This is a genomic window from Actinomadura violacea, assembly GCF_017573465.1.
GTDB lineage: Bacteria > Actinomycetota > Actinomycetes > Streptosporangiales > Streptosporangiaceae > Spirillospora > Spirillospora violacea.
In genome coordinates this window covers 65,392-87,233 of the sequence record NZ_JAGEPF010000030.1, presented here as the reverse complement: position 1 = coordinate 87,233, position 21,842 = coordinate 65,392, and the positions used below count along the sequence as shown (strand labels likewise).

The following is a 21,842-nucleotide window of genomic DNA, read 5'->3' as shown; positions in this document are numbered from 1 at the left end:
CGCCGTGCCCATCGACGAGCTGGACGGCCGGCTGATCGAGATGTTCGCCGCCGAGCCCCGCGTCGGCGTGCTGGAGGCGTCCCGCCGCCTCGGCGTCGCCCGCGGCACCGTCCAGGCCCGCCTGGACCGGTTGTCGCGCGACGGCGTCATCGCCGGGTTCGGCCCCGAGCTCGACCCGGCCGCGCTCGGCTACGGCGTCACCGCGTTCGTCACCGTGCAGCTGCGGCAGGCCGGCGGGCACGACCCCGTCGCCCGCCGGCTCGCCCAGGTCCCGGAGGTGATCGAGGCGCACACCATCACCGGCCCCGGCGACATGCTCTGCCGCGTCGTCGCGCGCAGCAACGCCGACCTGCAGCGCGTCATCGACGTGATCGTGGACGTCGCGGGCGTCGAGCGCGCCTCGTCGGTCATCTCGCTGGCGACCCAGATCCCCTACCGCACCCTCCCGCTGATGCGGAAGGTGGCCGGATCCGCGCAAAGCGACGGTCCGCCGCCCCGCTGAGCGGGGCGGCGGACCGCGGTGTGCTCTCCCGGCCGGTGACGCCGCTCGGGGGGAGCGGCGGTCGCGGCGGCGGTCAGCCGCCGTAGGGGGTGGCGTCGAGGATCTCGACGGTCATGCTGCGCCCGTTGGGCAGCGAGTAGGTGGCCTTGTCGCCGACCTTCTTGCCGTTGATCGCCGCGCCGAGCGGCGACTTCGGCGAGTAGACGTCGATGGGGGCGCCGACCTCCTCGCGGGAGGCCAGCAGGAACGTGACCTCCTCGTCGTCGCCCTCGAAGACGACCGTGACGGTCATGCCCGGGCCGACGACGCCCTCGGTGCGCGGCGCCTCGCCCACGCGGGCGTTCTCCAGGATGCCCTGGAGCTGGAGGATCCGGCCCTCGATCTTGCCCTGCTCCTCCTTGGCCGCGTGGTAGCCGCCGTTCTCGCGCAGGTCGCCTTCCTCCCGCGCCGCCTCGATCTTCTGAGCGATCTCGATGCGGCCCGGGCCCGACAGGTGGTCCAGCTCGGACTTGAGCCGGTCGTACGCCTCCTGGGTCAGCCAGGTGACGTTGTCAGCGCGGGTCTCGGTCACGGGTACTCCTCATCCACATGTTGCGATCCTCGCCGGCCCTCCCGGGCGGGCGCCACATCGACATGAAGTGCGGCCGGGTGAAACCTCTAGCCTATCCGGTGTGTGCGGGTAAAGGTTCCCTGAACTCGGCGTGCGCAACCGGCCAACCGGGTTTCACTCGCCGAACGGACGAACCGGGCCAACCGTCCGGCCGCCGCGGCGTCACGCCTTGCGGCACCCCTGCAGCTGGGCGCTGGTCGCCTTGCCCGGCGTCGGCAGCGTCTCCGTCATGCCCGCCTTCGCCGTGCCGGCCGGGACCGTGACGTCCCGCTTGGCGATCACGGTCATGTCCGCGTCGAGGGCCTGCAGCGTGCAGTGCACCACGTCCCCCTTCGGCTTGGCGACGGAGAAGTTCACCTCGATGGAGGACGGGCCCGCGTCGTAGGTGATCAGCTGCGCGTCGATGCCGGGAGTCTGCCCCACGTGCGCGGCGATGAACCCGAAGCCGCCCGCCGCCACCGCGCAGACGATCCCGATGATCACCAGGCCGAGCCGGCCCCGCTTGGGCTCGGCGGGCGCCTCGGGCGCCGACACGCTCGTTGTCATCGCGGGGAATCTCCGTGCGGTGTGCGGACGTTGTCAGGGACAATTCTCGTCTGTAGGCGCGGGTGCTCCGTACCGGGGTCCGTTTTCACGCCACGAACCGCTCGCTGAGAGGGAGAACCCCAGGTGTCCGAGGTCATCGACGATACGACGTGCGCCGGGCCGGACGGGGGTGCCGAGCCGCTGCGCCTGATGGCGGTGCACGCGCACCCCGACGACGAGTCCAGCAAGGGCGCGGCCACGATGGCCAGGTACGTCGCGGAAGGCGTGGAGGTCCTGGTCGTCACCTGCACCGGCGGGGAGCGCGGCGACATCCTCAACCCGGCGATGGACCGCCCCGAGGTCAAGGCCGACATCGGCAAGGTGCGCGAGGCGGAGATGGCGCGCGCCCGGGAGATCCTCGGCGTCGGGCAGCGCTGGCTCGGCTTCGTCGACTCCGGCTTCCCCGAGGGCGACCCGCTGCCGCCGCTGCCGGAGGGCTGCTTCGCGCTGGAGCCGCTGGAGACCGCGAGCGAGCCGCTGGTGCGCGCCGTCCGCGAGTTCCGCCCGCACGTGATGCTGACCTACGACGAGAAGGGCGGCTACCCGCACCCCGACCACGTGAAGTGCCACGAGGTGTCGGTGGAGGCGTTCGAGGCCGCCGGCGACCCGGAGCGCTACCCGGACTCGGGCGAGCCGTGGCAGCCGCTGAAGCTCTACTACCACATGACGTTCAGCAAGGACCGCATCCTCGCGCTGCACACCGCGATGGAGAAGGCGGGCCTGGAGTCGCCCTACCACGACTGGATCGAGCGCTTCGAGCAGGAGAAGGAGAAGCGCGCGAAGTGGGAGGTCACGACCCGGGTGCCGTGCGCGGACCACTTCGAGACCCGTGACGCCGCGCTGCTCGCGCACGCGACCCAGATCGACCCGAACGGGTTCTGGTTCCGCGTCCCGCTGGACGTCCAGCGCGAGGCATGGCCGACCGAGGACTACCATTTGGCCAGGTCCCTGGTCGACACCGAGTTGCCGGAGGGCGACCTGTTCGCCGGCATCCGGGAGAAGGTGTGTCTGTAGTGCTTCCGCTCGCCCACGCCATTCCGCTCAACAACGACACGGTCAGCCCCGGCCTCCTCGGCTTCGCGGTGTTCCTGGCGTTGCTGGTCGCGCTGGTGTTCCTCGTCCGCTCGATGAACAAGCAGATGAAGAAGATCCAGGCGCCCCGGGAGGCCGACCTCAAGCAGCAGGACTGGGAGCGGGCGCAGGCGGCCAAGGCCGCCGCGGCCGCCGACCGCAAGGCGGGCGAGGAGTCCGCCGGCACCGCCTAGCGCGGCGCACCGGCCGGTCATCCCCCCATGAGCGACGCGCACCCCGGGCACGCCGCCGGTCCCGCCGTGCCCGGAGCCCGGCCGTCCAGGGCGGACGCCCTGCTGCGGCCGCGCACCGGCGCGGCGCGGGTCACCTTCTTCGAGCTCTTCTTCGACCTGGTCTTCGTGTTCGCGGTGACCCAGCTGTCGCACCGGCTGCTGGAGCACCTGACCGTCCGGGGCGCCGGCGAGACGCTGCTGCTCCTGCTCGCGGTCTGGTGGGCGTGGATGTACACGTGCTGGACCACCAACTGGTTCGACCCCGACCATCCGGCGATCCGGCTGATGCTGGTCGGCGTGATGGTCGCCGGGCTGTTCATGGCGGCCATGCTGCCGGGCGCGTTCGGCCGCGACGGGGTGTGGTTCGCGGCCGCCTACGTGATCCTCCAGGTGGGCCGGACGGTCTTCGTCGTCGCCGCGACCTGGGCGCACGAGCTCGGCCGCAACTTCCAGCGGGTGCTGTTCTGGCAGGCGGTGTCGGCCGCGCTGTGGATCGGCGGCGCGCTCGTGGACGCCGCGGACGTCCGCGCGGGCCTGTGGCTGCCGGCCGTCGCGCTGGAGTACCTCGCGCCGTGGCACGGGTACGCGACGCCGCTGCTGGGCCGCTCCAGCACCGCCGACTGGACGATCGACGGCGGCCACATGGCGGAGCGCTGCCAGCTGTTCGTCATCATCGCGCTCGGCGAGTCGCTGCTGGTCACCGGCACGACGCTGGGCGGTCACACGCCTCGCGCGGCGGTCGCCGCCGGGTTCGTGTCGGCGTTCGCCGGCGCCGTCGCGCTCTGGTGGATCTACTTCGACCACACGGCGGAGAAGGCCGGCGAGCGGATCGCCGCATCCGCGGACCCGGGGCGGCTCGGCCGCTCCGCCTACACCTTCATCCACATCGTGATGGTCGCGGGCATCATCGTCGGCGCCGTCGCGGACGAGATGGTGATGGCGCACCCCGGCGGGCACATGACCGCCGGGTTCGCCGCCGTCGCGACCGGCGGCCCGGCCCTGTTCGTGTTCGGGCACGCCCTGTTCAAGCGGGCCGTGTTCGGCGACTTCACGCGGGCCCGGCTCGCCACGCTGGTCGCGCTCGCGGGCCTCGCGGCGATCTCGTTCGCGCTGAACCCGCTGACCCTGCACGTCTGCGCGACGATCGCGGTGGCCGCGCTGGCGCTGTGGGACGTGCGCGCCTACCGGCGGCGCGGCCGCGTCCTCGGCGTGCCGGCGATGCCGTCCGCCTCGGTCCCGTTCGGCGAGCCCGCCGGGCCGCCGGAGGCCGCCGAGCCCGCCGGGCGCTGAGCCTCGGGATGCCCCGGCGCCGGCCCGACCGGTTGCGGGCCGCCGCGCCGGGAAAGGACCCCGACGTGCGCGCGCCATTCGAGGACTCCTACCGGTCGCTCCCGCCGGACGCGGCCCGGCTGCTCCGGCTGCTGGGCCTGCAGCCCGGCGACGACTTCGACGCCGGTGCGGCCGCCGCCGTCGCGGACGTCCCCGCGTCCGCCGCCCGCGACCTGCTCGGCACGCTCGCCGGCCGGGGCCTCGTCGCCGACGCGGGCGGCGGCCGGTACCGGCTGCCCGGGCCCGTCCGCGACTACGCGCGCGAATGGGCCGCCCGCGAGGACGGCGAGGAGGAGCGGGACGCGGCGCTGCGGCGCGTCCTGGACCACTACCTCGCCGGCGCCGCCGCGGGCGAGGCGGAGCTCGAGGCCGAGGGCCTGGCGCTGCTGCACCGGGAGCGGTGGGCGGAGGCCGTCGAGGCGCTGGAGGAGGGCCTGCGGCTTGCCGAGCGGGACGGCGACCGCCGCACGGTGCTGCTCGCGCGGCACAACCTGGCCCGGGCGCTGCTGGAGTCGGGCGCCCTCGACCGCGCGATCGGGCTGCTCGGCCCGCTGCCGGACGAGTTCGCCGCGCTCTCCGACGACCCGGACCGCGCCCGCGCGCTCACCACGCTCGGCGAGGCGTACCTGCGCGCCGGGCGCCCCGTCGCGGCGACCAACTTCTTCGGCCAGGCGCTGGAGATCGTCCGGGCGCAGGAGTCGCCCGAGCGGGAGGGCGACACGTTCGTGCACCTCGCGGACGCGGCGCGCCGGCGCGGCGACGCCGCGGCCGAGGGCGCCGCCCTCGACCGCGCCATCGCGCTCTACGACTCCGTCCCCACCGGCAAGGCTGAGGCGGCGGCGCGCCGCCGGGACGGGATCACGCCTTCGAGTGGTCCCAGCTGACGATGGTGTCGGGGTCCATGACGATGAGGACGCGCTTGGACATCGCCTGCTCGATGCCGGCGGCCATGCCGGGGTCGATGGGCTCGCCGATCTCGGGGACGGGCAGCCCGGCCATGCGGGAGCCGACGACGTAGCCGACCTTGTGCAGCTCGTCGCGGTCCTCGATGACGAGGCCGCGGCCGTAGAGGGCGACGCCGCGCAGCTCGTTGTACTCGACGCCGTCCTCGACGAGGCAGGTCATCGTCGGGTTGCGGCGCAGGTTCACGACCTTCTGCGACGAGTGGTAGGTGGTGAACGCGATCTTCCCGTCGAGCAGCGCGTAGAACATGGTGACGAGGTGCGGCTCGCCGTCCTTGCCGATGGTGGCGACCTGGACCTTGAAGTTGCCGGCGAGGTAGGCGGCGGTCTCGTCGGCGGTCATCTTGATCTTGTCGCGCTTGCTTCCGGCCACGCGGCTCTCCCTTGCTCGCATCGGTCCAGGACGCGGTCAGAATAACCAAGCGCTTGCATGCCCCCGCACCCGGCACCATGGGGGCATGTCGGTACGCGATCTGATCGTCCTGGGCTCCGCCAGCGCGGTCCCCACCAAGGCCCGCAACCACAACGGCTACCTGCTGCGCTGGGACGGGCAGGGCGTGCTGTTCGACCCGGGCGAGGGGACGCAGCGGCAGATGGCGCACGCCGGGGTCGCCGCGCACGACGTGACGTGGATCTGCGTCACGCACTTCCACGGCGACCACTGCCTCGGCGTGCCCGGCATCGTCCAGCGGATCGCGCGCGACGGCGTCGAGCACCCGGTGAACGCGGTGTTCCCGGCGAGCGGCGCGCAGTACTGGGAGCGGCTGCGGCACGCGTCGGCGTTCCACGACACCGAGGTGATCCGGGAGTGGCCGGTGTCGGGCGACCGGACCGCCCTCGACCTGGAGGGCGCGCCGTTCTCGCTGGTCGCGCGGCGGCTGTCGCACCCGGTCGAGGCCTACGGGTACCGGGTCGAGGAGCCCGACGGCATCACGATGCTGCCCGAGCGGCTCGCCGCGAACGGCGTACGGGGGCCGCTCGTCCGCGAACTCCAGGAGCGCGGCCGGGTGACCATGCCGGACGGCGGGACCGTCACCCTGGACGAGTGCAGCACGCCGCGCCCCGGGCAGAAGGTCGCGTTCATCATGGACACCCGCCGCTGCGAGGGCGTGCGCGACCTCGCGGACGGCGTCGACATGCTGGTGATCGAGTCGACGTTCCTCGACGAGGACTCCCCGCTCGCCGCGCGGTTCGGGCACCTCACGGCGGGGCAGGCGGGCCGGATCGCGGCGGACGCCGGCGCGCGGCACCTCGTCCTCACCCACTTCTCCGAGCGCTACCGGGCCGACGACGAGCACCGGTTCGCGGACGAGGCGGCCGCCGAGTTCGGCGGCGAGGTCACCCTCGTCCACGACCTGGACCGGATCCCGCTGCCGCCCCGGCGGGCCGCAAAACCTCGCCCGCCACAGTGAGACCCCGCCCAACCTGGGCAGTACTCCGGGCATGGCTGAAGAAGTCGATGTCGTCGTCATCGGTCTCGGGCCCGGCGGGGAGGACGCGGCGGGCCGGCTGGCCGAGGCGGGGCTGTCCGTGGCGGCCGTGGAGTCCCGGCTGGTCGGCGGGGAGTGCCCGTACTACGCGTGCGTCCCGACGAAGATGATGGTGCGCGCCGCGGGACTGATCGCCGACGGCACCCGCATCCCCGGGATGGCGGGCGACTCGATCATCCGGCCCGACTGGGCTCCGGTCGCCGCCCGGATCTGCGACGAGGCGACCGACTCGTGGACCGACACGGCCGCCGCCGACCGGCTCACCGGGAAGGGCGCGCAACTGGTGCGCGGCGAGGGCCGCATCACCGGGCCGCGCGAGGTGGCGGTCGGCGACCGGGTCTTCCGGGCCCGCCGCGGCATCCTGCTGAACACCGGCACCTCGCCGTCCGCGCCGCCGGTCGACGGGCTCGCCGACGTCCCGTTCTGGACGAACCGGGAGGCCGTGCAGGCCACCGAGGTGCCCGAGTCGCTGCTCGTGCTCGGCGGCGGCGTCGTCGGCGTGGAGATGGCGCAGGTCTTCTCCCGCTTCGACAGCCGGGTGACGGTCGTCGAGGCCGCCGGCCGGCTGGTGGTGAACGAGGAGCCGGAGTCGAGCGAGCTGCTGCGCAAGGTGTTCGAGCGCGAGGGCATCGGCGTGCGGACGGACGCGAAGGTCAACTCCGCCTCGTACGCCAACGGGCAGTTCAACCTGCACCTCGGCGAGGAGACCCTGACCGCCGACCGGCTGCTCGTCGCGACGGGCCGCCGCCCCAACCTGAAGGGCCTCGGCCTGGACGCCGTCGGCCTGGACGAGAACGCGCGGCAGGTCGACGTGGACGGCCACATGCGCGCCGCCGACGGGCTGTGGGCGATCGGCGACATCACCGGCAAGGGCGCGTTCACGCACGTGTCGATGTACCAGGCGTCCGTCGCGGTCCGCGACATCCTCGGCGAGGAGGGGCCGCAGGCCGCCTACCGGGCCGTCCCGCGGGTGACGTTCACCGACCCCGAGATCGGCTCGGTGGGGCTCACCGAGGCGCAGGCCCGCGACCAGAACCTGCCGGTCCGCACCGGCCTCGCGCCGATTCCGGAGTCGACGCGCGGCTGGATCCAGAAGGTCGGCAACGACGGCTTCATCAAGCTCGTGGAGAGCACGGAGTGGGGCGTGCTGGTCGGCGCGACCGCGGCCGGGCCGGCCGGCGGGGAGGTCCTCGGCGCGCTGGCCGTCGCCGTGCACACCGAGGCCCCCACCGGCGCCCTCCGCGAGATGATCTACGCCTATCCCACCTTCCACCGCGCGATCGAGACCGCGCTGGCGGCGCTGGACGGCTAGTGCCGCCGGCCGCCCCGGCGGATCGCCCTCGGCAGGGCGGTGGCGGCGCGGCCGACCCGGAAGCTCAGCGAGTGCCGGACCGAGTCGAGCTCGTGCTGCGCGCGGGCCCGCTGGTCCTCGACCCGGGCGAGGCGCTCCTTGAGGTCGCGCACCTCGTTCCTCTTCTTGGTCTTCGGGGCGGGCCGGCCCTTGACGCGCAGCAGCCCGCGCCCGGCCACCTGCTGCACCTCGTGCCAGAGGTCGTCCTGGTCGCCGAGCCAGGCCAGCAGGTCGTCCTGGATCCGCTTCACGTCGCCCCACGTCCCGTAGAACTTCTGCGGGGTGACGCAGACCGGGTGCAGGCCCTCGACGGCGACCGCCTCCCAGACGGCGGCGGAGACGCCGGGCGTGTGCTCGGAGCGGTAGTCGTCGCAGACGATGACGCCCTCGACGGGCAGCATCACGTGCGCGGCCTGGATGTCGCCCCGCACGTGCTCGTACAGGTGGGACGCGTCGACGTGCACGAACCGGCAGGTCTCGGGCCGGACGTGGTCGAGGATCGCCGACGTCGGCGCCTGCACGATCTCCGGCAGGCGGTCGTGGAAGGCGCCGTAGTTCGCCTCGAAGGCGGTGCGGGTCAGGGTGGCGTACGACTTCTCCATCTCGGCCTGGTTGGAGTCGTCGGGGGCCTGCGAGTCGAACAGGTCACAGACGGTGAAGGTCTCGCCGTCGTGCAGGTGGCGCCCCATGAGAATGGCGCTCTTGCCGAGGTAGGAGCCGAGTTCGACGAGGTCGCCGGGCTGGCCGAGGCGTTCCTGGCGGTCCAGGAACCAGGTGAACAGCCGCTGGTCGACCTTGGGGAACCAGCCGTCGACGTCGTCGAGGGAGGCGGGGAGCGGGGGCCGGGTCTCGGTCATGGGTGAAGCTCCAAACTTCATCGTGTGCGGGAGCGGGGGGCACGAGTCGAAGTCCTGGCGCGTGTCGAGGTCACTGTCCGTCCGCGGACGGACACGGTGGTCGGGGACGTCATCATAGGGGCCGTCGTGGCCTGCGGCGGCCCGCCGAAACGCGGCGGGCCCGGTCCGTGCAGCGGCCGCCGGATCGGGCAGGATCGGGGGCATGAACCGGCTCAAGGACGCCACCAGCCCGTACCTCCTGCAGCACGCCGGAAACCCGGTGGACTGGTGGGAGTGGAGCGCCGAGGCGTTCGCCGAGGCGCGCCGGCGGGACGTCCCGGTGCTGCTCTCCGTGGGATATGCGGCATGTCACTGGTGTCATGTGATGGCGCACCAGTCCTTCGAGGACGGCGAGACCGCCCGTCTCATGAACGAGATGTTCGTGAACGTCAAGGTGGACCGGGAGGAACGCCCCGACATCGACGCGGTCTACATGGAGGCCACGCAGGCGATGACCGGCCAGGGCGGCTGGCCGATGACCGTGTTCATGACGCCGGACGGGCATCCCTTCTACTGCGGAACGTACTTCCCGCGGGCGCAGTTCCAGGCGCTGCTGCAGGCCGTCCGCAAGGCGTGGACGGAGCAGCGCGACGAGGTCGCCGGGCAGGGGCAGCAGGTCGTCGCCGCGCTGACCTCGCGCGGGACGGCCCTCGCGGGCGGCGAGGCGCCCGGCCCGGAGCGGCTCGCGCACGCCGTGAAGGTGCTGGCGCAGTCCTACGACGCGGCGCGCGGCGGGTTCGGCGGGGCGCCGAAGTTCCCGCCGTCGATGGCACTGGAGTTCCTGCTGCGCCACCACGCCCGCACGGGCGACGCCGAGGCCCTGGCGATGGCCGGGCACACGCTCGAGGCGATGGCCCGCGGCGGCATGTACGACCAGCTCGGCGGCGGTTTCGCGCGGTACTCGGTGGACGCGCAGTGGGTCGTCCCGCACTTCGAGAAGATGCTCTACGACAACGCGCTGCTGGCCCGCGTGTACGCGCACTGGTGGCGGCTGACCGGTTCGCCGTTCGCGCGGCGCGTCGCGCTGGAGACGTGCGACTGGATGCTGCGCGACCTGTGGACGCCCGAAGGCGGCCTGGCGTCGGCGCTGGACGCCGACAGCGAGGGCGTCGAGGGCAAGTACTACGTCTGGACGCCCGAGCAGCTGCGCGAGGTGCTCGGTGAGGACGACGGCGCGTACGCCGAGCGGCTGTTCGCGGTGACGGGCACGTTCGAGCACGGCACGTCGGTGCTGCAGCTCCTGCGCGACCCCGACGACGCCGAACGGTACGAGCGCGTCCGGACGCTGCTGCTGGAGGCCCGCGCGCACCGGGTGCCCCCGGCGCGGGACGACAAGGTCGTCGCCGCGTGGAACGGCCTCGGGATCGCGGCGCTGGCCGAGTGCGGGGCGCTGTTCGACCGCCCGGACCTGGTGCGCGCGGCCGAGGACGTCGCGCGGCTGCTGATCGGCGTGCACGAGCGGGACGGGCGGCTCGCCCGGACCTCGCGCGGCGGCGCCGCCGGCGGGAACGCGGGCGTCCTGGAGGACTACGCGGACGTCGCGGAGGGCCTGCTCGCCCTGCACGGCGTCACCGGCGACCCGTCGCACATGCGGCTGGCGGGCGAGCTGCTCAACACCGTCCTCGAACGGTTCGCGGACGGGTCGGGCGGCTTCTACGACACCGCCGACGACGCCGAGCGGCTGTTCCGCCGCCCGCAGGACCCGACCGACAACGCCGCTCCTTCAGGGCAGTTCGCGGCGGCCGGGGCGCTGCTGTCGTTCGCGGCGCTGACCGGGTCGGACTGGCACCGGCAGGCGGCGGAGGCGGCGCTCGGCCCGGTCGGGCCGCTGGCCGAGCAGCACGCCCGGTTCGCCGGCTGGGGGCTCGCGGTCGCCGAGGCGCACGCGGCCGGGCCGGTGGAGATCGCGATCATCGGCGGCCGCGACGACGAGCGGACCCGCGCGCTGCACCGCACCGCGCTGATGTCGCCCGCACCCGGCGCTGTGGTGAGCGTCGGCGAGCCCGGCACGGAGGGCGTCCCGCTGCTGGAGGGCCGCGAGCCGGTGGACGGCGCGCCCGCCGCGTACGTGTGCCGGATGTTCACCTGCCGGCTGCCCGTCACGACGCCCGCCGAGCTGACCCGCGAACTACGTGGGCAATTGGATTAGCCGTCCATTTTGTGGCACCGTGACCTTGCTCTCGTTCCCGCTTGGTGTTACCAATGGGTAGCGGAGACGGGGCTGACCCGATGGGGCCCGGCGGGCACGGGTGCCCGCTGGTGCGCCGGGTATCTGGACGGTTGCCGCTCCTCTGGGTCATAGTCGTGGGAGCCGGGAAGGCCGACCTCAAAGGAGCGTGGCAGTGCGGAAGCCGAACCGCCGGATCCTCCCGACGATCATCGGCGTTTCGGTCCTGACCACGCTCGCCGCCAACACCGCGGTCCTCATCGCCCGCGGCCACGACGGCGGCGATCCCGCGCCCTCCCCGCAGGAGAAGCGCGCCCGCTACGTCGCCGCGTCCGGCAGCACCGGCCTCTCGCCCAGCGCGGTCGCGCCGCTCGGCAAGCGCCTCACCCCGCACGTGCTCGTCGCCGCCCCGGCCACGCTGCCCGCCGCGACCATCGCCAGGATCCGCGCCGCCAAGGGCGTGAAGGGCGTCGAGGTCGTCGACGCCGTGCAGGGCATGGTCGCCGGCAAGCGCGTCGGCCTGATGGGCGTCGACCCGTCCACGTTCCGCAACTACACGCCGAAGCCGACCGCCCAGTCCGACCCGCTGTGGCGCAACGTCGCCGCCGGCGACGTCGCCATCTCCTTCACGATGGGCAGCGACGGCGGCGTCAAGCTCGGCAGCCAGGTGCCCGTCGGCGGCAACCAGCACCAGTCGAACCTGCGCGTCGGCGCGTACGCCACGATGGGCATCGGCGACGTCGACGCCGTCATCTCGCACGCCACCGCGCAGGGCCTCGGCATGCCGACCGGCAACGCGATGCTGATCAGCGTCCCGAAGACCAAGCCGGCCGCCTTCATCAAGAAGCTGAAGAAGGTGCTGCCGAAGCACGCCAAGGCCGTCGCGGTGAACCCGCAGCTCGACTTTCCGAAGGCCGGCTCGGGCAACGCCCCCACCTCGCACGGCCAGGTGATGACCGCGACCCAGGTGCAGACCGTGATCAAGGCGGCGTACTCGCGGATCGGCTGGCCGTACGTGTGGGGCGGCGAGTCCGAGGCCGAGGGCGGCTACGACTGCTCCGGGCTGATGCAGTACGCGTTCGCGCGGGCCGGCATCCGCCTGCCGCGCGTCGCCGCCGACCAGGCCCGCGCCGGCTGGGTCATCCCCTACAGCAAGGCCGTCCCCGGCGACATGCTGATCTGGGCCAACGACCCGACCGCGCCCGGCTACATCTCCCACATCGCCCTGTACATCGGCAACGGCAAGATGGTCGTCGCACCCCGCACGGGCCTAGACGTGATGATCCAGAACGTCTACACCCGCAACCTCAAGGGCGCCGTCAGAGTCAGCCCCCAAACAGCCGCCCGCATAGCGGGTTAACCCAGGGGGGCGACCCCCTGGAACCCCCGTTGCGACGGAGGAGGCGTTTCCCGCTCCGCTAGCGCTCCGCGCGAAACGCCTCCTCCGTCGGCGGGCAGGCCCGCTCCGCTCGCCAGGGCTCGCTCCGCGTGCCTGCCCGTGACGGCGGCTGAGATTCGAACCGGGCGTTAAAGCGGGCAGCCGCGGCTGAGGAACTCCAGGTTGCGGTCGATGAGCTCCGGCATGTCGAGGGCGGTGGCGTTGCCGTCGATCCACTGGTACATCGCGGCCTGCATGACGCCGATGACGGCCCAGGTGAACGCCTGCACCTCCCGGTCGGCGGGCGGGCGGCCCACCCGGGCGCCGACGGCCTCGCTCAGCATCGCGGAGGTGCCCTCGCGCATCGACTCGAAGGTGCGGCTGCGCAGCGCGGGGACCTCGGCGGTCAGCCGCAGCCGGGTGTTGACCACGTCGAGGTCCACGTCCAGCATCTGCGGCAGGATCTCGCGGAGCGTCGCGCGCAGCGCCTCGATCGTGGAGAGCTCCGGCGGCTGGTCGCGGAAGATCTCCGCCATGATCGGGTCGTACTCGTCGGTGACGACGACGTCTTCCTTGGTGGGGAAGTAGCGGAAGAACGTGCTCGGCGAGATCTCGGCGGCGGCGGCGATCTGCTCGACGGTGGTCTGGTCGTAGCCCTGCTCGGTGAAGAGCCGGAGGGCGTGGTCCTGGATCGCCCTCCGGGTCCTCAGCTTCTTGCGCTCCCTCAGCGGCAGCCGGGCGAGCCGTTCCTCCAGGCGGTCGAGGGCGTGCTCAGGGTGCGACGTGCTCATGCGTCGATTGTGGTTCATCGGCGGCGGCGTCCGCACGCCGCCGCCCGGGCTGGAAGGCGAGGAGGAGGACGGCGACGGCCAGCGACCCGGCGGCGCAGGCGGCGAGGACCGCGTCCATGCCGTGGACGTAGGCGTCGCGGGCGGACACCAGCAGCGCGCCGTCGTGGAGCCTCGCGGCGGCCGCGACGGCGCCGCCGACCGAGTCGTGCGCGGCGTCCGCCGCCGCGGCGGGCAGCCCGCCGGTCGCGACGCGGTCCCGGTAGACGGCCGACAGCAGGCTGCCGAGCCCGGCGACGCCGAGGGTGCCGCCGGTCTGGCGGAGGGTCTGGACGAGCCCGGACCCGCGGCCGGCCTGGTCGGCGGGGAGCGCGGCCATCAGCGCGTCCATCGCGGGGATGAGGGACAGGCCGCAGCCGAGGCCGACCAGCAGCAGCCACGGGACGATGGAGCCGTAGGGGTCGCCGGCCTCGGTGAAGGCGCCCCAGCCGAGGCCGGCGGCGAGCACGGCGAGGCCGGCGGCGATGACGGGCTTGTGGCCGGTGCGCGGGACGATCCGGTCGGTGGTGAGGCCGCCCGCCATGAGGCCGAGCAGCATCGGGATGAGCCGCAGCCCGGTGCCGAACGCGTCGTTGCCGAGGACGGCCTGCAGGTACTGCGGGAACACGAACAGCAGCCCGCCCATGAGCAGGTTCGCGGTGACGGCGGCGACCATCGCCCAGCTGAAGCGGGCGTCGCGGAACAGCCGGACGTCCATCATCGGGTGCGGGGCGCGGCGCTCCCACAGCACGAACGCGGCGAGCAGGACGGCGGCGAGGGCGAGGACGCCGAGCACGACGGGGTGGCCCCAGCCGCGCACGGGGGCTTCGATGACCCCGTAGACGAGGGCGACGAGGCCGCCCATCGACAGGAGGGAGCCGGTGCCGTCGGCCTTGGGGGCGGCCGGGTCCCGGGTCTCGGGCATGGTCAGGGCGAGCGCGATGCCGCCGACGAGGACGATCGGCACGTTCAGCAGGAAGATCGAGCCCCACGAGTAGTGCTCCAGCAGCCAGCCGCCGATGAGGGGGCCGAGCGGCAGGCCGAGGGCGGTCGCCGAGGACCAGACCGCGACGGCCCGGGTGCGCTCCTCCGCGGGGAAGATCGCGGGGAGCATCGACATGGACAGCGGGGTGACGATCGCGGCGCCGAGGCCCATGAAGGCGCGCGCGGCGATGACGCCGCCGGTGCCGCCGGACAGGGCGCCGGCGAGGGAGGCCGCGCCGAAGATCGCGAGCCCGGCGAGCAGCATGCGCTTGCGGCCGAGGCGGTCGCCGAGCAGCCCGGCCGGGAGCAGCAGCGCGGCGAACACCAGCAGGTAGGAGTCGACGATCCACTGCAGCTCGCTGGTGCCGGCGTGCAGCTTCTCCGAGAGCGTGGTCAGCGCGACGTTGAGGATCGTCATGTCGAAGCCGAGCGCCAGCATGCACAGCGCGAGGGCGCCGAGCCCCCACCAGCGCCGTTCGTATCCCACCTTCATGAGACATACCTCCAAACGAGAGTCTGTATGAAATGAGAGTAGCTCTCAAAAGATGGTCGATGTCAATCGCGCCGGGGGCTGGTGGGTCGTCCGAAGGCGTTGTAATTTTGATTACATGAATACGAGCGAAGCGGCGGACCGGCTGCGCGGCTGGTTCGCCGGGCGGCTGCCCGACGGCTGGTTCGAGGGCGCGCCCGAGGTCGTCGTCGACCGCGAGGAGGTCAGCGTGGTCGGCCGGCTGCCCGAGCCGCAGGCCGCGAAGGACGCCTCCGAGACCGAGCGCGACGCGCTGGTCGCCGGGCACGTCCAGCGGTTCCGCGCCGACACCCGCGACCAGCGCATCGCCATCGCGCGCGAGGCCGAGCACGCCTTCGGCCACAAGGTCTCCTGGGGCGTCGAGTGCGGCGGCCGCCGGGAGATGTTCACGACCCTGTCCGTGCCGGTCATGACCCGGCTCCGCCAGCCCGAGCGCCGCGTCCTGGACACCCTCGTCGAGGCCGGGGTGGCCCGCAGCCGCAGCGACGCGCTCGCCTGGTGCGTCCGGCTCGTCGGCAAGAACACCGACGAGTGGCTCGGCGAGCTGCGCAGCGCCCTGGAGCACGTGGAGCGGGCCCGCGCCGCCGGTCCGAAGCCCTGAGGCCGGCCGTCCCGGCGAGCATTACGCGATCACGACGTCCACGGGGTGTGATCATGGTGCTGACCTCGCCTAATGTGCGGGGATAGCGCGGATCGGCCGCGCCGGTACGCCGCCGGGAGGGGGACGGAGCGTGAGGGCGCTGCGCTGCCTGGACGGCTCGGTGCTGGACGTCGTCCCGATCGCCTCGCTGGACCGCGGCGGAACCCCGTTCGAGGTCACCCTGGAGCTGCGCCGCGACGGCGACTCCTTCGGCGCCGTGGGGGAGCGGTGCGGCTACTTCCTGGCCGACCTCGCCCGCCGCGTCGAGGCCGCCCGCGCCGACGGCTCGCCGCAGGCGGCCCGCTGGCCCGACCCCGACGACCGCTTCCCCGACCCGCCGCACGGCGCCGCCGCCCGCGAGCCCGAGCTGTTCGCCTTCCGCTACCGCGACCGCGGCGACGTGATGAGCACCGGCGAGCTGCGCTGCACGCTGCGGACGTCCTCGATGTGGGTCGGGCGGCACCGGTCCGCCGCCGGGCGGTGGCGGGTGGCGCGCCGGGCCGTGATCGAGGCGTGGGGCGCGAGCGGGCGGGGCGTGCGCGCCGTGCTCACCTCCGCCGACCTCGCCCGGTTCCTGGCCGCCGTGCTCGCCGACGCCGACCGGGCCGGAGCGCCTGGAACGCCCGGGATGTCGGGGACGTCCCGCACGGCCGGGACGGCTCGGCGCGGCTGGACCTCGCGTCCCCCGCGCTAGCCTGACATCACCGGAACGGCGGGAAAAGTGTCGCCGTCGGGCCATAATTGAGCGTCCGTTCCCATCCGGGAGGATCGCTCGAAGGGATGCCCACATGGGGGTTCGGCGTACTGGGACGTCACGGCGCGAGCAGACCGCGAAGGGCGGCAGGGCCCGCGACGGCGGGGCGCGCCGCGGCTCGTCCGCCGGTGCCCGGCTGACCAACGCGATCCGCCACAGCGGGCCGTACGCGGCCGTCCGCGACGCCGTCTACCGCATGTACGAGCACCGCGTCGAGGCGTCGCTGCCCACCGACATCACCCCCCGCCACGTCGGGGTCATCCTCGACGGGAACCGGCGTTGGGCCAGGTCGATGGGGTTGGCCGACGTCAACCACGGGCATCAGCGCGGCGCCGACAAGATCTCCGAGCTGCTGCAGTGGAGCGCCGAGGCCGGGGTGGAGCACGTCACGCTGTGGCTGCTGTCCACCGACAACCTGAACCGCCCCGCGGACCAGCTCGACCCGCTGCTGGAGATCATCGAGAACACCGTCCGCAAGCTCGCCGACGACGGGTGGCACGTCAAGCCCGTCGGCGCCCTCGACCTCCTGCCCGATAAGACCGCCCGCGTCCTGAAAGACGCGGGTGAGGCGACATCCGGCGCTCCCGGCCTGATTGTGAACGTCGCCGTTGGGTATGGAGGTAGGCGTGAGATCGCTGATGCGGTGCGCTCACTGCTCATCGAGCAGGCGAGCCGTGGCACCAGCATCGAGGAACTCGCCGAGGTCCTCGAGGTGGAGCACATCGCCGAGCATCTCTACACGCGCGGCCAGCCGGACCCGGACCTGGTCATCCGCACCTCGGGGGAGCAGCGCCTGTCCGGCTTCATGCTCTGGCAGAGCGCCCACTCGGAGTTCTACTTCTGCGAGGTCCACTGGCCGGACTTCCGCAAGGTCGACTTCCTGCGGGCCATGCGTTCCTACGCCGCGCGGCACCGGCGCTACGGTACCTGACGGTCTTCCTGACGCCTCCAACGCAGGGACCACCGCCCCAGGCCGCCCCTTGTCACGGGGCACCGGCCGCACGGGGGCGGACTGTCGCGCCACCGGTACATCCCCCATAGTCAGGGAGATCGAGTGGCCACAACCTCCCCGCGCCGTCCCGAGTCCGGGATCCCCGCCGGAACGCCCGTTCCGGACCGGCGCACGTACGTCCTCGACACCAGTGTCCTGCTCGCCGACCCGGGGGCGATGACCCGGTTCGCCGAGCACGAGGTCGTGCTCCCCATCGTCGTCATCTCCGAGCTCGAGGGAAAGCGCCACCACCCGGAGCTCGGCTACTTCGCCCGGCAGGCCCTGCGCACCCTGGACGACCTGCGGCTGGAGCACGGCCGGCTGGACGAGGCCGTGTCGGTGCAGGGGCCGCTCGGCGACCAGGGCGGGACGTTGCGGGTCGAGCTGAACCACTCCGACCCGAGCGTGCTGCCGGACGGCTTCCGGCTCGGCGACAACGACACCCGCATCCTGTCGGTGGCGGCGTGGCTGGCCCGCGAGGGACGCGACGTGGTGCTGGTCTCCAAGGACCTGCCGATGCGGGTGAAGGCGTCCGCGGTCGGGCTCGCCGCCGAGGAGTACCGGGCCGAGCTCGCCGTGGTGGAGTCCGGCTGGACCGGGATGCGGGAGCTGGAGGTGCCGTCCGGGCTCGTCGAGGAGCTGTACGAGACGGGCGGCGCGGACCTGGAGGAGGCGCGGGATCTGCCGTGCCACACGGGCCTGCGGCTGCTGTCGGAGCGCGGTTCGGCGCTCGGCCGGACGCTGCCGGACAAGTCGGTGAAGCTCGTGAAGGGCGACCGGGAGGTGTTCGGGCTGCGTGGCCGGTCCGCCGAGCAGCGCATCGCCCTGGACCTGCTGATGGACGACGACGTCGGGATCGTCTCGCTCGGCGGCCGGGCCGGCACGGGCAAGTCGGCGCTCGCGCTGTGCGCGGGCCTGGAGGCGGTGATGGAGCGGCGGCGGCACCGCAAGGTCGTGGTGTTCCGGCCGCTGTACGCGGTCGGCGGCCAGGAGCTCGGCTACCTGCCCGGCTCGGAGAACGAGAAGATGTCGCCGTGGGCGCAGGCCGTCTTCGACACGCTCTCGGCGGTGACGACCCAGGAGGTCATGGACGAGGTCGTGGAGCGTGACATGTTGGAGGTCCTGCCGCTCACGCACATCCGGGGCCGTTCGCTGCACGACTCGTTCGTGATCGTGGACGAGGCGCAGTCGCTGGAGCGCGGCGTGCTGCTGACCGTGCTGTCGCGGATCGGCGCGGGCTCGCGGGTGGTGCTGACGCACGACGTGGCGCAGCGCGACAACCTGCGGGTCGGCCGGCACGACGGCGTCGCGGCGGTGGTGGAGAAGCTGAAGGGCCATCCGCTGTTCGCGCACGTCACGCTGACGCGCTCGGAGCGGTCGCCGATCGCGGCGCTGGTGACGGACATGCTGGGCGACGTCGGGGCCTGACGGCCGCGGGACGGGACGCACCGGGCGCCCCGCCGGCCCCTCCGCGAGGGCGGGCCGGCGGGGCGTCCGCGCGCCGCGCGGCGGAATCCGCAGGCCGCGGATTCCGCCACGGAAAGTGATCATTAAACGCCGGATCGTAGATGTGTGATGAAGGTCACACGAACCTCCGCGGCTCGGAAGAACCGCAGGTCTCCTCCCGTTTTCGGGGTGGCGAACGGGGAGTTGACAAGCGCACCACGCGCAGCATTCATCTCGTTTCGGTTGCGGAGCAGGGCGCGGACTCGGGCATTGTGTGTCCTCGTAAGCACCCCCAGAGCGGCACAGCCCGCCACGCACCCCCTGTGACAGCGCGCGGGCGCGGGCCGCTCGGGGCCCGGAGCCGTCCGCAGGCCGGACGCGCCGCCGGGCCGGGGTGGAAGCAGCTCGCCCGCGTGCCCATGCGCGTGCGACCGTCGGAAGGACCGCCTTGTTCGGAGACCGTCCCGGGTCCCCTAGGCGAGACGAACGACAGAGCTTTGCCCCCGAGGAGCCGTGGTCGCACGCGGCCCCGGCCGCCGCCGAGACCCCCCTGACCGGTGCCGCCGAGCCCCTTCCGGCCGCGCCCGGTGACGCCGACGTCAAGGTCGCCGGAGTGCGGCCCGCCGCGGGTGCGGCCCCCGCCGGCGACACCCTCGGCTTCCAGCCCGTCGAGCAGGGCGAGTCCCCGGCCGGCGCGACCGGCGCCTTCGCCATGGGCGCGCCCGGCCCCGCCGGCCAGGACGCCGGCGAGCACCGCGACGAGATCGCCTTCGGCGCCGCGGCCGGCGCCGGCTCCGGCCACCGCCCCGGCGGCCCGCGCCGGCTCGGCGGCTCCCGCTCCTCGCGCGGCTCGGCCCGCCGCTCCGGCGGCAACGGCCTGAAGATCGCCGCGGTCGCCGCGGGCGCGCTGGTCGTGCTCGGCGGCGGTGGCGCCGCGTTCGCGATGACCGGCGGGTCCGGTGACGGCGGCACCAAGACCGTCCAGCCGAAGCGGGTGGCCGACGCCGCCGCAGCACCCAAGGTCGACCCCATGGTCATGGAGCAGATGCGCCGCAAGGAGGCCTACGAGCGCGCCTCCCGTGCGACCCGTCAGGACCCGTCCAAGGGCCCGAAGCTGCAGGCCAAGGGCAAGCCGATCCCCACCCCGACGCCGACGAAGAAGAAGGACTCCGGCGGCGGGAGCAGCGGCGGCCCGTCCGGCGACCCGGTGCCCGCGGGCGAGGCGCAGCAGATCGCCAAGAAGCTGCTGCCGAGCTACGGCATGAGCGGCTCCGGCCAGTTCGGCTGCCTGGTGAACCTGTGGAACAGGGAGAGCCACTGGAACACCCACGCGGCCAACCCGTCCGGCGCGTACGGGATCCCGCAGGCGCTGCCCGGCTCGAAGATGGCGAGCGCGGGGTCCGACTGGCAGAACAGCGCCACCACCCAGATCAAGTGGGGCCTCGGCTACATCAAGGACCGCTACAGCACGCCCTGCGGTGCATGGGCGCACTCGCAGTCCAGCGGCTGGTACTAGGCCGACGCACTAGAGCGCACGAAGGAGGGGCGGGCCCGGTGGGCCGGCCCCTCTTTCCGTCTCCGCGCCGCCACGACGCCGTCTCACGGCCTAATCCGCCGCGCCTTTGCTTGTGCCGCCGCGCGCGCGCCGAAGGGCTCCAGGAGGCGCTGAGCCCTCAGCCGCGGGACGCGTTCGTCATGCCGAGGACGTCCAGCGCCGCGTCCAGCTGCTCCTCGGTGAGCTTCCCGTCCGCCACATAGCCGCGCTCGATCACGACGTCGCGGATCGTCCTGCGCTCCTTGAGGGCCTGCTTGGCGACCTTCGCCGCCTCCTCGTAGCCGATATAGCGGTTCAGCGGCGTCACGATCGACGGGGACGACTCGGCGTACTCGCGCAGCCGGTCCACGTCCGCCTCGATCCCGTCCACGCAGCGGTCCGCGAGCAGCCGCGACACGTTCGCCAGCAGCTTGATCGACTCCAGCACGTTGCGGGCCAGCATCGGCAGCATCACGTTCAGCTCGAAGCTGCCCGCCGCGCCGCCGAACGCGATCGCCGCGTCGTTCCCGATGACCTGCGCCGCCACCTGCGTCACCGCCTCGGGGATCACCGGGTTCACCTTGCCCGGCATGATCGACGAGCCGGGCTGCAGGTCCGGCAGCCGGATCTCGGCGAGCCCGGCGCGCGGCCCCGACCCCATCCAGCGCAGATCGTTGGCGATCTTGTTGAGGCTGACCGCGACGGTGCGCAGCGCGCCGCTCGCCTCGACCAGCCCGTCCCGCGCGCCCTGCGCCTCGAAGTGGTCGCGCGCCTCGGTCAGCGGCAGCCCGGTGGCCCGCGCGATCTCCGCGATGACGCGCGCGGCGAACCCCTCCGGCGTGTTGATCCCGGTGCCGACCGCCGTGCCGCCGAGCGGCAGCTCCGCCAGCCGCGGCAGCACCGCCTCCAGCCGCTCCACACCATGCCCGACCTGCGCCGCGAACCCGCCGAACTCCTGCCCGAGCGTCACCGGCGTCGCGTCCATCAGATGCGTGCGGCCCGACTTCACGACCGTCGCGAACTCCTCCGCCTTGCGGGCCAGCGCGTCGCGCAGGTGCCGCAGCGCCGGGATCAGCTCGTTCACCACCGCGCCGGTCGCCGCGATGTGGATGGACGACGGGAACACGTCATTGGACGACTGGGAGGCGTTCACATGGTCGTTCGGATGGACCAGCTTGCCGAGCCGCTCCTGCGCCAGCGTCGCCACGACCTCGTTGGCGTTCATGTTCGACGACGTCCCCGACCCGGTCTGGAACACGTCGATGGGGAACTGGTCGTTCCACCTGCCGTCCGCGACCTCGCGGGCCGCCTCCCCGATCGCCTCGGCGAGGTCCTTGTCCAGCACGCCCAGCTCCGCGTTGACCGCCGCGGCCGCCGCCTTCACCTGCCCCAGCGCGGCGATGTGCGCCGGCTCCAGCCCGCGGCCCGAGATCGGGAAGTTCTCGACGGCCCGCTGCGTCTGCGCCCGCCACTTCGCCGCCGCCGGCACCCGGACCTCGCCCATGGAGTCGTGCTCGACCCGGAATTCCTGCTCCGACATGAAGCCACCTCCATGGGGGACGT

The 21,842-nt window shown here is 73.2% G+C and carries 21 protein-coding genes; 14 read left to right on the top strand and 7 right to left on the bottom strand.

Translation table 11 applies throughout. The features are described 5' to 3' along the window. The first annotated feature begins 4 nt into the window (after nucleotides 1–4). Nucleotides 5–502 (top strand): Lrp/AsnC family transcriptional regulator, encoded by a 498-nt coding sequence (locus J4709_RS40305; RefSeq protein WP_208249742.1) that lies wholly within the window; start codon nucleotides 5–7, stop codon nucleotides 500–502. A gap of 73 nt (nucleotides 503–575) precedes the next feature. Here the strand turns inward: J4709_RS40305 and greA are convergent, their stop codons facing one another. Together greA and J4709_RS40295 are read right to left on the bottom strand one after the other, a co-directional pair. Next, nucleotides 576–1,073: a transcription elongation factor GreA gene (gene greA, locus J4709_RS40300; protein ID WP_208249740.1), complete on the bottom strand. Its 498-nt coding sequence runs from the start codon at nucleotides 1,071–1,073 to the stop codon at nucleotides 576–578. 201 nt (nucleotides 1,074–1,274) lie between these two features. Continuing rightward, nucleotides 1,275–1,658 (bottom strand): DUF4307 domain-containing protein, encoded by a 384-nt coding sequence (locus J4709_RS40295; RefSeq protein ID WP_208249738.1) that lies wholly within the window; start codon nucleotides 1,656–1,658, stop codon nucleotides 1,275–1,277. 189 nt (nucleotides 1,659–1,847) lie between these two features. Here J4709_RS40295 and mca point away from each other — a divergent pair, with 189 nt between their 5' ends. From mca to J4709_RS40275, 4 genes are all read left to right on the top strand, one after another. Beyond that, nucleotides 1,848–2,711: a mycothiol conjugate amidase Mca gene (mca, locus tag J4709_RS40290; RefSeq protein WP_208249859.1), complete on the top strand. Its 864-nt coding sequence runs from the start codon at nucleotides 1,848–1,850 to the stop codon at nucleotides 2,709–2,711. Then, nucleotides 2,702–2,962 carry a hypothetical protein gene (locus tag J4709_RS40285; RefSeq protein WP_232384788.1) on the top strand — a complete coding sequence of 87 codons (261 nt, stop codon included), beginning with the start codon at nucleotides 2,702–2,704 and terminating at the stop codon, nucleotides 2,960–2,962. Before mca ends, J4709_RS40285 begins: the two co-directional genes overlap by 10 nt. Before the next feature lie 27 nt (nucleotides 2,963–2,989). After that, complete coding sequence (locus tag J4709_RS40280) at nucleotides 2,990–4,291, top strand: low temperature requirement protein A (RefSeq protein WP_208249736.1); 1,302 nt, start codon at nucleotides 2,990–2,992, stop codon at nucleotides 4,289–4,291. A gap of 65 nt (nucleotides 4,292–4,356) precedes the next feature. Next, the gene (locus tag J4709_RS40275) at nucleotides 4,357–5,214 is read left to right on the top strand and encodes a hypothetical protein (RefSeq protein ID WP_208249735.1); all 858 of its coding nucleotides are present in this window, start codon (nucleotides 4,357–4,359) and stop codon (nucleotides 5,212–5,214) included. On the opposite strand, the gene J4709_RS40270 is transcribed toward J4709_RS40275, so the two are convergent. Beyond that, on the bottom strand, nucleotides 5,189–5,665 hold the full coding sequence (locus J4709_RS40270) for a pyridoxamine 5'-phosphate oxidase family protein (RefSeq protein ID WP_208249732.1): 477 nt from the start codon (nucleotides 5,663–5,665) through the stop codon (nucleotides 5,189–5,191). The two genes, J4709_RS40275 and J4709_RS40270, sit on opposite strands and share 26 nt — an antisense overlap. Nucleotides 5,666–5,750: 85 nt before the next feature. Here J4709_RS40270 and J4709_RS40265 point away from each other — a divergent pair, with 85 nt between their 5' ends. Continuing rightward, nucleotides 5,751–6,704, top strand: coding sequence for a ribonuclease Z (locus J4709_RS40265; protein ID WP_208249731.1), 954 nt, complete (start codon nucleotides 5,751–5,753; stop codon nucleotides 6,702–6,704). A 31-nt stretch (nucleotides 6,705–6,735) separates the two neighbouring features. Beyond that, a complete protein-coding gene (locus J4709_RS40260) occupies nucleotides 6,736–8,094 on the top strand; it encodes a dihydrolipoyl dehydrogenase family protein (RefSeq protein WP_208249729.1) in 1,359 nt (452 codons plus the stop codon). Here J4709_RS40260 and J4709_RS40255 read toward each other — a convergent pair. Next, nucleotides 8,091–8,990, bottom strand: coding sequence for a class I SAM-dependent methyltransferase (locus J4709_RS40255; protein WP_208249727.1), 900 nt, complete (start codon nucleotides 8,988–8,990; stop codon nucleotides 8,091–8,093). The genes J4709_RS40260 and J4709_RS40255 overlap by 4 nt on opposite strands. Before the next feature lie 202 nt (nucleotides 8,991–9,192). Between J4709_RS40255 and J4709_RS40250 the strand changes: the two genes are divergently transcribed. Both J4709_RS40250 and J4709_RS40245 read left to right on the top strand, forming a co-directional pair. Continuing rightward, the gene (locus J4709_RS40250; protein ID WP_208249725.1) at nucleotides 9,193–11,178 is read left to right on the top strand and encodes a thioredoxin domain-containing protein; all 1,986 of its coding nucleotides are present in this window, start codon (nucleotides 9,193–9,195) and stop codon (nucleotides 11,176–11,178) included. A gap of 193 nt (nucleotides 11,179–11,371) precedes the next feature. After that, nucleotides 11,372–12,556 carry a C40 family peptidase gene (locus tag J4709_RS40245; protein ID WP_208249723.1) on the top strand — a complete coding sequence of 395 codons (1,185 nt, stop codon included), beginning with the start codon at nucleotides 11,372–11,374 and terminating at the stop codon, nucleotides 12,554–12,556. A gap of 167 nt (nucleotides 12,557–12,723) precedes the next feature. Here J4709_RS40245 and J4709_RS40240 read toward each other — a convergent pair whose 3' ends face one another. Both J4709_RS40240 and J4709_RS40235 read right to left on the bottom strand, forming a co-directional pair. Beyond that, nucleotides 12,724–13,365 (bottom strand): acyl-CoA-like ligand-binding transcription factor, encoded by a 642-nt coding sequence (locus J4709_RS40240; RefSeq protein ID WP_208249722.1) that lies wholly within the window; start codon nucleotides 13,363–13,365, stop codon nucleotides 12,724–12,726. Then, nucleotides 13,346–14,878 (bottom strand): MFS transporter, encoded by a 1,533-nt coding sequence (locus J4709_RS40235; RefSeq protein ID WP_232384787.1) that lies wholly within the window; start codon nucleotides 14,876–14,878, stop codon nucleotides 13,346–13,348. Before J4709_RS40235 ends, J4709_RS40240 begins: the two co-directional genes overlap by 20 nt. A gap of 115 nt (nucleotides 14,879–14,993) precedes the next feature. Here J4709_RS40235 and abmR point away from each other — a divergent pair, with 115 nt between their 5' ends. From abmR to J4709_RS40210, 5 genes are all read left to right on the top strand, one after another. Beyond that, the gene (abmR, locus tag J4709_RS40230; RefSeq protein ID WP_208249715.1) at nucleotides 14,994–15,515 is read left to right on the top strand and encodes an ATP-binding transcription factor AbmR; all 522 of its coding nucleotides are present in this window, start codon (nucleotides 14,994–14,996) and stop codon (nucleotides 15,513–15,515) included. Nucleotides 15,516–15,645: 130 nt separating this feature from the next. Next, complete coding sequence (locus tag J4709_RS40225) at nucleotides 15,646–16,248, top strand: hypothetical protein (protein ID WP_307801978.1); 603 nt, start codon at nucleotides 15,646–15,648, stop codon at nucleotides 16,246–16,248. 94 nt (nucleotides 16,249–16,342) lie between these two features. Next, nucleotides 16,343–17,239: an isoprenyl transferase gene (locus J4709_RS40220; protein WP_208249713.1), complete on the top strand. Its 897-nt coding sequence runs from the start codon at nucleotides 16,343–16,345 to the stop codon at nucleotides 17,237–17,239. A gap of 123 nt (nucleotides 17,240–17,362) precedes the next feature. Continuing rightward, nucleotides 17,363–18,727, top strand: coding sequence for an RNA 5'-3' helicase PhoH2 (gene phoH2, locus J4709_RS40215; protein WP_372442217.1), 1,365 nt, complete (start codon nucleotides 17,363–17,365; stop codon nucleotides 18,725–18,727). A 631-nt stretch (nucleotides 18,728–19,358) separates the two neighbouring features. Continuing rightward, nucleotides 19,359–20,261 carry an aggregation-promoting factor C-terminal-like domain-containing protein gene (locus J4709_RS40210; protein WP_208249712.1) on the top strand — a complete coding sequence of 301 codons (903 nt, stop codon included), beginning with the start codon at nucleotides 19,359–19,361 and terminating at the stop codon, nucleotides 20,259–20,261. Between the two features lie 157 nt (nucleotides 20,262–20,418). Here the strand turns inward: J4709_RS40210 and J4709_RS40205 are convergent, their stop codons facing one another. Beyond that, nucleotides 20,419–21,819 carry a class II fumarate hydratase gene (locus J4709_RS40205; RefSeq protein ID WP_208249710.1) on the bottom strand — a complete coding sequence of 467 codons (1,401 nt, stop codon included), beginning with the start codon at nucleotides 21,817–21,819 and terminating at the stop codon, nucleotides 20,419–20,421. Nucleotides 21,820–21,842 lie beyond the last annotated feature (23 nt).

Excerpts from the sequence above, each read along its gene's own strand:
- J4709_RS40295 (WP_208249738.1), bottom strand. The coding sequence starts at position 1,658 with ATGACAACGAGCGTGTCGGCGCCCGAGGCGCCCGCCGAGCCCAAGCGG.
- mca (WP_208249859.1), top strand. The coding sequence starts at position 1,848 with ATGGCGGTGCACGCGCACCCCGACGACGAGTCCAGCAAGGGCGCGGCC.
- J4709_RS40280 (WP_208249736.1), top strand. The coding sequence starts at position 2,990 with ATGAGCGACGCGCACCCCGGGCACGCCGCCGGTCCCGCCGTGCCCGGA.
- J4709_RS40265 (WP_208249731.1), top strand. The coding sequence starts at position 5,751 with ATGTCGGTACGCGATCTGATCGTCCTGGGCTCCGCCAGCGCGGTCCCC.
- J4709_RS40260 (WP_208249729.1), top strand. The coding sequence starts at position 6,736 with ATGGCTGAAGAAGTCGATGTCGTCGTCATCGGTCTCGGGCCCGGCGGG.
- J4709_RS40255 (WP_208249727.1), bottom strand. The coding sequence starts at position 8,990 with ATGACCGAGACCCGGCCCCCGCTCCCCGCCTCCCTCGACGACGTCGAC.
- J4709_RS40250 (WP_208249725.1), top strand. The coding sequence starts at position 9,193 with ATGAACCGGCTCAAGGACGCCACCAGCCCGTACCTCCTGCAGCACGCC.
- J4709_RS40240 (WP_208249722.1), bottom strand. The coding sequence starts at position 13,365 with ATGAGCACGTCGCACCCTGAGCACGCCCTCGACCGCCTGGAGGAACGG.
- J4709_RS40235 (WP_232384787.1), bottom strand. The coding sequence starts at position 14,878 with ATGAAGGTGGGATACGAACGGCGCTGGTGGGGGCTCGGCGCCCTCGCG.
- abmR (WP_208249715.1), top strand. The coding sequence starts at position 14,994 with ATGAATACGAGCGAAGCGGCGGACCGGCTGCGCGGCTGGTTCGCCGGG.
- J4709_RS40220 (WP_208249713.1), top strand. The coding sequence starts at position 16,343 with ATGGGGGTTCGGCGTACTGGGACGTCACGGCGCGAGCAGACCGCGAAG.
- J4709_RS40205 (WP_208249710.1), bottom strand. The coding sequence starts at position 21,819 with ATGTCGGAGCAGGAATTCCGGGTCGAGCACGACTCCATGGGCGAGGTC.